Origin of the sequence: Streptomyces spiramenti (assembly GCF_012034385.1) — a bacterium.
Taxonomy (GTDB): Bacteria; Actinomycetota; Actinomycetes; order Streptomycetales; family Streptomycetaceae; genus Streptomyces; species Streptomyces spiramenti.
In genome coordinates, this window is record NZ_JAAVJB010000190.1 from 1 (window position 1) to 10,086 (window position 10,086).

General features: G+C 76.0%; 7 protein-coding genes. 6 read left to right on the forward strand and 1 reads right to left on the reverse strand.

All coding sequences use genetic code 11. From position 1 onward, the window contains the following. Positions 1-106 precede the first annotated feature (106 nt). Positions 107-643, reverse strand: coding sequence for an HNH endonuclease (locus HCJ92_RS18705; RefSeq protein WP_167934773.1), 537 nt, complete (start codon positions 641-643; stop codon positions 107-109). Between the two features lie 230 nt (positions 644-873). Here HCJ92_RS18705 and HCJ92_RS18710 point away from each other — a divergent pair, with 230 nt between their 5' ends. From HCJ92_RS18710 to HCJ92_RS18735, 6 genes are all read left to right on the forward strand, one after another. Then, entirely contained in the window at positions 874-1,941 is a 1,068-nt protein-coding gene (locus tag HCJ92_RS18710; RefSeq protein WP_338054252.1) for a mechanosensitive ion channel family protein, read from the forward strand. 184 nt (positions 1,942-2,125) lie between these two features. Next, on the forward strand, positions 2,126-2,746 hold the full coding sequence (locus HCJ92_RS18715; RefSeq protein ID WP_167934775.1) for a GNAT family N-acetyltransferase: 621 nt from the start codon (positions 2,126-2,128) through the stop codon (positions 2,744-2,746). 357 nt (positions 2,747-3,103) lie between these two features. Further along, positions 3,104-4,546, forward strand: a complete 1,443-nt coding sequence (locus HCJ92_RS18720; RefSeq protein WP_167934776.1) for a hypothetical protein — start codon at positions 3,104-3,106, stop codon at positions 4,544-4,546. Between the two features lie 17 nt (positions 4,547-4,563). Beyond that, on the forward strand, positions 4,564-5,697 hold the full coding sequence (locus HCJ92_RS18725; RefSeq protein WP_167934777.1) for a transporter substrate-binding domain-containing protein: 1,134 nt from the start codon (positions 4,564-4,566) through the stop codon (positions 5,695-5,697). Then, complete coding sequence (locus HCJ92_RS18730; protein ID WP_167934779.1) at positions 5,697-6,941, forward strand: hypothetical protein; 1,245 nt, start codon at positions 5,697-5,699, stop codon at positions 6,939-6,941. The genes HCJ92_RS18725 and HCJ92_RS18730 overlap by 1 nt, the downstream gene beginning before the upstream one ends. 509 nt (positions 6,942-7,450) lie before the next feature. After that, positions 7,451-9,751, forward strand: coding sequence for a serine/threonine-protein kinase (locus HCJ92_RS18735; RefSeq protein ID WP_420824741.1), 2,301 nt, complete (start codon positions 7,451-7,453; stop codon positions 9,749-9,751). Positions 9,752-10,086 lie beyond the last annotated feature (335 nt).

A 10,086-nucleotide genomic window follows, 5' to 3' on the forward strand; every position in this document is an offset into this window, starting at 1 on the left:
GGGCCGGGGTGGGGCCGGGGTGGGGCGGGTGGGCGCGCAGAGAGCGAGGGGCGCGTGGGCGGCAGCGGAGGCCGGCCGCAGCCGGGGGGGGCCGTCCGCCCCCGGCTCACAGCGGGGTGCCCTCGAACCGCGCGAGCGCCTCGTCGGCGCCGTAGGGCCGCAGGTAGGGCATCCAGCGCGGGTCGCGGTGGCCGGTGCCGATGATCCGCCAGGCGAGCCCGGAGGGCGGTCCCGGCGCGTGACGCAGCCGCCAGCCGAGCTCCGCCACCTGCCGGTCGGCCTTGACGTGGTTGCACCGTCGGCAGGCCGCCACGACGTTCTCCCAGGCGTGCGCGCCGCCCCTGCTGCGGGGGATGACGTGGTCCACGCTGGTCGCGACCGCCCCGCAGTACGCGCACCGTCCGCCGTCGCGGGCGAACAGCGCGCGGCGGGTGAGCGGGACCGCACTGCGGTAGGGCACCGGGACGAACCGCTTGAGCCGCACCACGCTGGGGGCCGGTATCACCCGGGTCGCGCTCCGGAGCAGCAGGCCGCTGTGCTCCAGCGCCACCGCCTTGTCGTGCAGCAGCAGCACCAGTGCGCGTCGGACCGGTACGACGCCCAGCGGCTCGTACGAGGCGTTGAGGACCAGGACATGTGGCACGAGCGGCCTCCCGTTCCGTCGCCGACGCGTGGCTTCGCGCCGGGACGATCTCCCACAGTGTCCAACGGGGACGGGCGGCAGCGCCACCACGAACGGGAATGTGTCGGGGTCCACATCCGGACATCGCGGCGCTGGTGGGACGCCCGCAACCAGCCGACACACCGGTTGACCTGGCCGGTTCACGGCCCTCGTCCCGCCGGTGGATCCGACCGCTCGCCTACCGTGATCGGGTGCTTGCGTCCCTTTCCGTCCCCGTCGTCACCGCCGTCACCGCCGCGCCCGGTCGGGCGCCGGCCGCACCAACCGCCCAGGTCCCGCCGGACGGGCCGCGTTCCGCCGCCCTCGCCGACACGGCGGAACGCGCGGCGCGCACCGCCGGGTGGCTGGAGGCCAACTGGGAAGGGTGGCTGGCCACCGGGCTCCGCATCGTGCTGATCGTGGTGATCGCGTTCGTGGTGCAGACGGTGGTGCGGCGCGCCATCTCCCGGGTCATCGTGCGGATGAGCCGCCGTGAGCGGGCGGCCGGGCCGACGCGCGGTCTGCTGGTCAACCCCGAGCGGCGGCGGCAGCGGTCGGCGGCGATCGGCTCGGTGCTGCGGAGCGTGGCGTCGCTGCTGATCCTGGGTACCGCGGCGCTGATGGTCCTCGACCAGCTGGGCATAGAGCTGGGGCCGCTGATGGCGAGTGCGGGCATCGTCGGCGTCGCCATCGGCTTCGGCGCCCGCAACCTGGTGACCGATGTCCTGACCGGCATGTTCATGCTCCTGGAGGACCAGTACGGCGTGGGTGACCGCATCGACGCCGGCGAGGTGACCGGCGAGGTCCAGGAGATCGGGCTGCGGGTGACGACGCTGCGCGCGGACGACGGCGAGATCTGGTACGTCCGCAACGGCGAGATCAAGCGGGTCGGCAACCTCAGCCAGGGCTGGTCGACGGCGGCCGTCGAGGTCGAGGTCCGCGCCTCGGAGGACACCGCCCGCGTGGTCGAGCTGGTGACCCGCGCCGGTGCCGAGCTGTCGACCAGCCCGCCCTGGGACGAACTGCTCTGGGAACCGCTGGACGTCCTGGGTCTGGAGTCGGTCTCCATGGACTCGCAGGTGATCAAGGCGACCGTGAAGGTCCCGGCGGGGAAGGGTCCCGCCGTCGGGCGCGTGCTGCGGCTGCGGATCAAGGAACTGCTGGACGCGGAGGGGATACCGCAGGTGGACCCGGCGGGCATCACCCTGGACAAGCTGCGCGGCGGCACGGCCGGGGCGGAGCCCGGGCAGGGCGCGGCCCGCGCCCCCGCCGGGGCCTGACGGGAACCCCACAGCCGCGTCCGCGCGGTACAGGGCTCCGCCCGGCGCAGCCGTGCGACGCCACGGCCCGCGGACGTCGGGGGCGAGCGGGGTCGGGGGCTGCCGACACCGCGGTTCGGCCCGTCCGCCCGCCGGTGCGCGAGCGCCTTGTGTCCGCCGCCCCGGCTCCCGCAGGATGACGCGCATGTCACGTACCGCGCCCGTCCTGCGTCCCTACCGTCCCACCGACAGCGCCTGGCTCGCCGACGTGTGCGTCCGTACCGGCCTCGGCGGTGAGGACGCCCGGGGCCACTACGCGGACCCCGAGGTGCTTCCGGCCATCTTCGCGACCCCCTACGCCGAACTGGAGCCCTCGCTGGTCTTCGTCGCCGACGACGGCGAGCGGGTCATCGGGTACGTCCTGGGCACCGCCGACAGCGGGGCCTTCTTCGACCGGTTCCGCCGCGAGTGGCTGCCCTCCGTCGCGGACCGCTTCCCCGCCCCCGGAGACGGGGACGAGGGCCCGGACGCGTCCATGCGGGAGCTGCTGCACCACGCCGACCGGATGCACATCCCCGCCTTCGACGAGCACCACCCCGCCCACCTCCACATCGACCTGCTTCCCGAGGGACAGGGCCGTGGCCTGGGCCGCGCACTGATGGAGACCTACCTCGACGCGCTGCGGGAGCGCGGGGTGCCGGGTGTGCACCTCGGGGTGAACCCGGAGAACACCCGTGCCCGCGCCTTCTACGACCGGCTCGGGTTCACGGCGCTCACCGCCCCCGGCGCCCGCCCCGGGGCGGTCCACCTCGGGCTGCGTCTGTGACCCCGCTCCGAGCGGGGTGAACCCGCCGGACGGCGCCACCGACCGGCACCGACCGGCAGGACCCCCGACGCCTCGGCCGGCGCTGCGGTGGGGCGGGGCGAGGTGACGGCCGGGGTACGCGGGGTCCTGGCGGACTGCGCCCCTGGTGGTCCGACCTGCCCGCTCCCACCCGGAGCGCCCCGCTCCACCCTGCCGCCGAGTACCCGCGGGACGGGGGCGGGCGGTGGCGGGGAAGATCCCGAATGGAAGAAGATCCCGGACGAACCCGTGTCCGGAGCGTCGCCACCGGTCATACTGCTGGGCGAGCGCCGTGTTGTGGGGACCCGCGGCGACACGCCGAGGGGGAGGGCCCGGACCGTGACGCTGCCGTCGACGACGCCGCAGGCACCCCCTGCCGGCGACGCCCCCGGCACCGCGGCGGACGGCGAGGACCCGCGCGCGGCGTTGCCGCGACGGCGCCGGGCCCGCCGTGTCCCCCTGCCGCCACCGCCCCGGCCGACCGCGCTGGTCGAGGGCGCCGTGCGGCTGCGCGCCGCCCTCCGGACCGAGCCGGGCCGGCTCCGCGTGGTCGGTGCGCTGCTCGCCCTGCTGCTGATGTCCTTCGGCACGGTCACCGCCTGGCAGGTGTCGTCCCGGGTCGACACCGCGACCGCGGTGCTGGAGGAGGGCCAGCCGCTCAGCGCTGACGCCGCGGCCCTGTACCGGTCGCTCGCCGACGCCAACACCACGGCCGCGGTGGGCTTCCTCGCCGACGGCGAGACGCCGCTGCCGGCCCGAGGCCGGTACGAGGACGACATCCGCGAGGCCACCCACCGCCTGCTGAAGGCCGCCGCCCACGCGGTCGGCTCCGACGACGCCGGCGAGGAGATCCGGCTCCTCGGGGAGGAACTGCCCGTCTACACGGGTCTGGTGGAGACGGCCCGCGCCAACGACCGGCAGGGGTTCCCCCTGGGCGGGGCCTACCTGCGGTACGCCGACACGCACATGCAGGAGGTGTTGCTGCCCGCGGCGCAACGCCTCCACCAGCTGGAACACGAACGGTTCCACGAGGACCTGACCCAGGCGCGGGCCCGGCCGTGGGGGGCGCTGGCCTGCGGCGTGCTGGTACTGGCGGTGCTCGGCTGGGCCCAGCACCGGCACTACCGGCGCACCCACCGCGTTCTCAACCCCGGGCTGCTGGTCGCGACGGCGACCACCGGGCTGCTCCTCGCCTGGCTCGCCGTCGCCCACACCCTGTCGGGCCCGCCTCTGGCCGACGCGGAGAGGACGGGCACCAGGTCGCTGGAGCTGCTCACCAGGATCCGCACCGAGAGCCTCCAGGCGCGCGGGCACGAGAGCCTGGCGCTGGTGGCACGCGGCGCCGGCACGTCCTTCGCGGACAGCTACCGGGCGCGGATGGACACCGTCCTGGGGTCGCCGCAGGCGCCGGGCGGGCTGGTCGCGGACGCCGAGGCCGCCGCGGGCGACGACGTCGGCCGCGCGCATCTCGCGACCGTGGCCGAGCACGCAGAGGAGTGGCGGGAGCGGAACGCGGCGGCGATGGAGGCCGAGGACTCGGGCGCCTACGAGGAGGCGGTGAAACGCGTGGTCGGCGCGGCGGGGTCCACCGGGGAGTCCTTCGACCGGCTCGACACCGCGCTGGGGGCGGCCCTCGACCACGAACGGCAGCGGTTCGCCGAAGCCGTCGACACCGGGCGGGCCCGGCTCGACCGGCTGCCGGAGGGTGCTGTCACCCTGGCCGTCGGCGCCACGACCGCCGCGCTGCTGGGCGTCGGGCGACGGCTCTCGGAGTACCGGTGAGGCCGCCGCCGGGTCCGGTGACGTCCGGTCCGCACCACGGTGACGGCGCCGGACGCCCCGACGGGGCTGGGCCCGGCGGGGGCGGCGGCGGGCGGCTCCGCAGACGGGCGGCGGCAGTGGGGGTGGCGGCGGCCGGGGCGGCACTCGGGGCGGCGGTGCTGCTGTCGGCGCTCCCGCCTGACGGCGGCGGAGCGGACGAGGGCGGAGTTGCGGACCGTGCGCAGCGGCCACCGGGTGCCACGGCCGAGCGGCCGAGCGGCCCCGGCGCGCTGGACCGCCCCGAGCCGCTGCCGCCGGTCTCCACGACCGGTGAGGTGTGCGCGGACGGGCTGGACGCGTCCGCGAGCTACCGGCCCTCCGGCGCGTCGGGCGAGGCCGTCCGACGCGTCCAGCAGCGCGGACGGCTGATCGTCGGAGTGGACCAGGGCAGCTACCTGTGGGGGTTCCGTACCCCGGACACGGGCGACATCGCCGGGTTCGACATCGACCTCGCGATGGCGATCGCCGAGGACCTGCTCGGCCCCGACCCCGATGTGGTCCTCCGGGCGATCCCCACGGACGCACGACAGCGGCTGCTGGCGGAGGGCCAGATAGACATGGTCGTCCGGGCGATGTCCGTCACCTGCGACCGGTGGCGGGAAGTCGCCTTCTCCAACGGTTACTTCGAGACGGGTCAGCGCGTCGTGGCGCCGGGCGAGGCAAAGATCACCGGCTTCGACGAGACCCTCAGGGGCCGCAGGGTGTGCAGTGGGGAGACCACCACGGCACGGGCCCTGCTGGAGGAGCGCGGGCCGGAGTTGGACATCGAGCTCGTCCGCGCCCCCGGTCACATCGACTGCCTGGTCCTCGTGCAACTCGGCGAGGCCGACGCCCTGATGACCGACGGCGCCCTGGCCGCGGGCCACGCCGCGCAGGACCCGGCGGTGGCCGCGGTCGGCGAGGAGTTGACCCGCGAGGTCTACGGAGTGGCGATGAGACGGCAGGATGTCGACCTGGTGCGGCGGGTCAACGCGGTCCTCGCGCAGTACACCGCGGGCGGCGGGCAGAGCGCCTGGCGGCGGTCGCACGACCGCTGGCTGGCCGACCACACCGACGAGGAGTCGCCGGAGCCACCGGCCCCCCGGTACCGCGACGGAGAGGGGGCGAGGTGATCGAGGCAGCGGAGGCCGATGCCCGGCTGGCGTGGCTGGACGCCGAGATGGCGGCGGTCGAGACCTCGTTGCTGGCGCTCCGCGACCACCCGGGTCGACGGCTGCTGACCGGGGCGGAGCTGACCGGCGACACGCGCACGCGCTGGGAGGACGCCGACCGGCTGCTGGCGCGGCTGTGGGGGTGGCACTGCACGGGCCGCGCGACGTTGGAACGCGCCCAGGCCGTCCGCGCGCTGCGGCGCACACCGGGCCGGGGCGAGCTGGTGGAACTGACGGAACTGCTCACGGGCGCCTGCCTGACGGTGGAGGAGCCCGGCGCCGCGCCGGAACGCCTCGGCTGGGAGCAGCTGGTGGCGCGGACCAACGTCGGCTACGCCGACGTGCTGGAGGTGGTGCTGGCCGTCGACGCCGTCTGGTCCGCGCTCCCCGCCCGGGTGGAACTGCTCACCGCCGAGCTGCGGCGGATCGCGGAGCTGGCCCGCTCGGTGGGGGTGGTCCGGGGCGAGCACCCGGCGGCCGACGTACTGGCCGGCGTCAGCGCGGAGTTGACGGAGCTGCGCGCACGGGCGACGGGCGACCCGCTGGCACTGTGGCGGCCGGTGGGCGGCAGCAGCGAGCCGGGAGGCGGTCGTGTGGACACCTCCGGTTTCGACCGGGCCGAGCGGGCGGTCGAGGACGCGCGGCGGGAGGTCGAGGACGTCATCACGGTCCACCGCGACGCCGACGAACGGCTGGCGCAGGTCCGCGACGTCCTCTCCCGCGCCGACCGGACGCTGGCGGAGGCACGCACGGCGCGCGGCGAGGTGCTCGCGAAGATCGCTGCCTGGGAGGTGCCCCACGTACGGGGCTCGGTCGCGGCGCTCCAGGAGCGACTGGCCACCGCGGTGACCCACCGCCGGGCTCGGCGCTGGGCGCGGCTGGCTCCGCTGCTCGCCGATCTGGAACACCGAGCGGATGAGGAACTCTTCCTGGCCCGGGAGGCGTTGACTGCGGTGACGGCACCGCTGGCGGTGCGCGCCGAGCTGCGGGGCCGGCTGGACGCCTACCGGGCCAAGGCCGCCCGCCTCGGCAGCGGTGCGGTCGAGTCGGCACCGCTGTACGACGCGGCCCGCCGCACGCTGTGGAGCGCGCCGTGCAACCTGCGGACGGCCGAACAGCTGGTGCGGACCTACCAGGAGGCGACGCTGCGACCGTCGGCGGCGGCGGAACGGGACACCGAGGTGGCGGGGGGCGAGGCGGGATGAGCGAGGCGGCGATACCCGGCGGGCGCTGCGCCCGGCCGGGGTGCGCGGGCGAGCCGGTGGCCGCCGCCGGCCTCCGCTGCACGGTCTGCGGAGCGGCTGCGGGCGCCGGGGACGGCCGCTGGCCCGACCGGCACCCGACGCAGGGGCGGCATGAGGGGGCGGGGCCACGGCCGCAGTCGGGTGACGAGCCGCAGTCCCCGTCCCAGTCCCAGCCGCAGTCGGACCTGGGGCCGCAGTCTCAGTCGAAGCCGGTGCCGGTGCCGCAACCGGAGTCGGCGCCTCAACCGGTGCCGGTGCCGGTGCCGCAGTCGGACACCGGGGACGGACCGGGCGACGTGCCGGAACCCGGCGGGCGGCGGGAACGCCGTGGCGGCAGGGCGTGGTCGGAGCGCTCCGAGCACCCCGACCGCTCGCTCTCCGGCGGCGGCCCGGCAGCCGCGGCGTCGCTGCCCTCCGCCCGTGGCGGCACCGACGGGCGGGCGGCGCTGCTGGGCCCCTCGCGTTCGCAGATGTCGAGGCGGTCCGTCCCCGGCAGGCTGACGCGGACCGGCGGGACCGAGCCCACCGGCGGCTGGTGGGTGTCGGTGCGCGGCGGACGGTCCGGGCGGGCGCGCAGCAGCCGGTCCCGGCTGGGCGCCGGGCTGGTCACCGTGGCCGAGGTGCCTCGACCGGACCCGGCCGCGGCCGTGCTGCGCAACCCCGAGGTCCCCGAGCACCGGCGCTACTGCTCCGGTTCGGAGTGCGGTGCCCCGGTGGGGCGGTCCGGCGAGAGCGGCCCCGGCAGGGCCGAGGGGTACTGCACCGTCTGCGGGCACCCGTTCTCCTTCGTCCCGAAACTGTCGCCCGGCGACGTCCTGCGGGGTCAGTACGAGGTGGCCGGCCCGATAGCCCACGGAGGGCTCGGCTGGATCTACCTGGCGCGCGACCGGGCGCTGTCCCACCGCTGGGTGGTGCTCAAGGGCCTGCTCGACTCCGGTGACGCCGACGCGATGACCGCGGCGATCAACGAGCGGCGCTTCCTTGCGGAGATCGAGCACCGGACCATCGTGCGCGTCTACAACTTCGTGGAGCACGTGGACCGCAGGACCGGGAGCCGCGACGGTTACATCGTGATGGAGTACGTCGGCGGCCGGTCGTTGAAGGAGTTGGCCAACGCGCGCCGGACCCCGGACGGCCGCCGGGACCCGATGCCCGTCGAGACCGCCTGCGCCTACGGTCTCGCCGCACTGGACGCCCTGGGCCACCTCCACAGCCGCAACCTGCTCTACTGCGACTTCAAGGTCGACAACGCCATCCAGCAGGGCAACCACCTGAAGCTCATCGACATGGGCGCGGTCCGCCGGACCGACGACCGGCGCTCCCCCGTCTTCGGCACGCCCGGCTACCAGGCGCCGGAGGTCCCCGAGCAGGGCGCGTCGGTGGCGTCGGACCTGTACACCGTGGCCCGTACCCTCGCCGTGCTGACCTTCGACTTCTCCGGCTACCGCGGCCCGTACGCGGACAGCCTGCCCGCGCCCGACGCGGTCGGCGTCTTCCGTCGCCACGAGTCCTTCTACCGTCTGCTGGTCCGGGCGACCGACCCCGACCCGGAACGGCGCTTCGCCTCGGCCGCGGAGATGTCCGACCAGCTGACGGGGGTGCTCCGGGAGATCGTCGCGCTCCGCACCGGGCGGCCCCGGCCCGCCGCCTCGTCGATGTTCGGCCCGGAGACCGGTGTCGTGGACCCGGAGCTGCTGCCGCCGGGGGACGGCCGGGTCTCCGTGCTGGGCGAGCGGACCCCGGGCCGCCGCCGCACCACCGTCCGGCCGCTGCCGCCGCCCGCGCCGGGCGGTCCGCCGGACGCTCCCGCCACCAACCACCCCGACCTGCGGCTGACCGCGCTGGCGCTCCCCGCGCCTCGTGTGGATCCGCAGGACCCCAACGCGGGCTTCATCGCCGGGTTGGTCGCCACCGAGCCGGAGGACCTGCTGGCCGCGTTGGGCGAAGCCCCGGAGGAGTCCGTGGAGCGCGCGCTCCGGGAGGTGCGGGCGCTGCTGGAGCTGGCGACCGGCCCCGCCACCGGCTCGGCGTGGCACCGGGCGGCGGACGGCGTCCTCACCGGCCTGGCACGCGAGCACGGCGACGACTGGCGGGTGGTGTGGCACCGGGGCCTGCTGGCGCTCGACGACGGCGACCTCGACCTGGCCGCGCTCGCCTTCGACGCCGTCTACGACGCGTTCCCCGGCGAGCCGGCGCCAAAGCTGGCGCTGGCGGTCTGCGCCGAGCAGCTGGGCCAGCTGGACAACGCCGCCGACTACTACGAGCTGGTGTGGTCCACCGACCCCAGCCACGTGAGCGCGGGGTTCGGCCTCGCGCGCGTCCGGCTCGCCCTGGGTGACCGCACCGGCGCGGTACGCGCGCTGGAGTCGGTCCCCGACACCTCGGCCCACTGGACCGCCGCGCGCGTCGCGGGCGTCCGGGCCCGGCTGCGCCAGCGGGCACCCACCGAACCTCTCCTGCCGGATCTGCGCGCCGCCGCCGGTCAGCTCACCCTGCTCCGTGAACAGGGCCTGGAACCGGCACTGGCCGAACGGTTGTCCTGTGAAGTGCTCGGTTCGGCGCTCGACTGGTTGCTGGCGGGTCGCGTCGGGGACGACCGGGACCATACGGGAGAGGAACGACTGATGCCGGACCAACCGTTGAACGAGACCGGCGTCAGACTGGGACTGGAACGCTCGTACCGGGTGCTCGCCCGGTTGGCGGCGACCAGTGGAGAACGGATCGAACTGGTGGAGACGGCCAACCGCCTCCGCCCGAGAACATGGGTGTGACGATGCCGCAGCGTGATCAAGTCTCCTGTCCGGCCTGTGGGGAGGCCCCGCGTACCGACGAGCGGTACTGCGGGGTGTGCGGTACCGGGCGGCAGGCCCCGGCGGGCGGCCCCGCCGAGGGGTCCGCGTCGTCGCCGCCTCCGCCGGGAGCGGGCGCAGCCCCGGCTCCGGGGACCGCGCCCGGCTCCGCTCCCCCGGGCCCCGCTGCTCCGGCTCCGGCCCCGGCTCCGGCTCCGGCTCCGGCTCCGGCTCCCGCACCCGCTCCCGCTCCGGCGGAATCCGACTTCACCCTGCAACCCCCGCGCGACGCCGCCCCCGCCGCCCCGGAACGGACG

What these genes read in the sequence shown, in the direction of transcription:
- HCJ92_RS18715 (WP_167934775.1), top strand. Translation starts at nt 2,126, where the DNA reads ATGTCACGTACCGCGCCCGTCCTGCGTCCCTACCGTCCCACCGACAGC.
- HCJ92_RS18735 (WP_420824741.1), top strand. Translation starts at nt 7,451, where the DNA reads ATGTCGAGGCGGTCCGTCCCCGGCAGGCTGACGCGGACCGGCGGGACC.